This window comes from Falsihalocynthiibacter sp. S25ZX9 (genome assembly GCF_041205405.1).
Classification (GTDB): domain Bacteria; phylum Pseudomonadota; class Alphaproteobacteria; order Rhodobacterales; family Rhodobacteraceae; genus Falsihalocynthiibacter; species Falsihalocynthiibacter arcticus.
The window spans coordinates 1-315 of record NZ_JBGFCD010000189.1 but is presented as its reverse complement, the minus strand read 5'-3'; the positions used below and the strand labels follow the sequence as shown (position 1 = coordinate 315).

Sequence of the window (315 nt, the reverse complement as noted above, 5' to 3'; positions counted from 1 at the left end):
CCATAGAGGTTTTTATCGTGCTTCTCGACGATGGCTTCAAACCGGCGCGCAAAGCGCTCATCCGCTTTGGCCTTTTGCTCCAAAACTTTACGGGCGAAAACAATGTGATCTTCGTGCGCTTCCATCATGTCCGCCATTTTCGCATTCGTGGCTGTGCCAATCGCCGCCATCGCGGTCTGCGCTTCCTTGTCGGTTTGCACACAAATCTCATTAATACGGTGCGCCACGTCTTGTTGCTGTGCCGTTTTCAGGGATTTTGTCAAAGCATCATACAAAACAACACGTTGCTTGGTGTCCGTCTGCAATTTATTGATC

Annotated in this window: 1 pseudogene; it reads right to left on the bottom strand. The window is 49.8% G+C overall.

Features of this window, described 5'->3' with window-relative positions:
* Window positions 1-315 (bottom strand): annotated as a pseudogene (locus tag AB9F29_RS21845) (hypothetical protein); the annotation flags it as partial.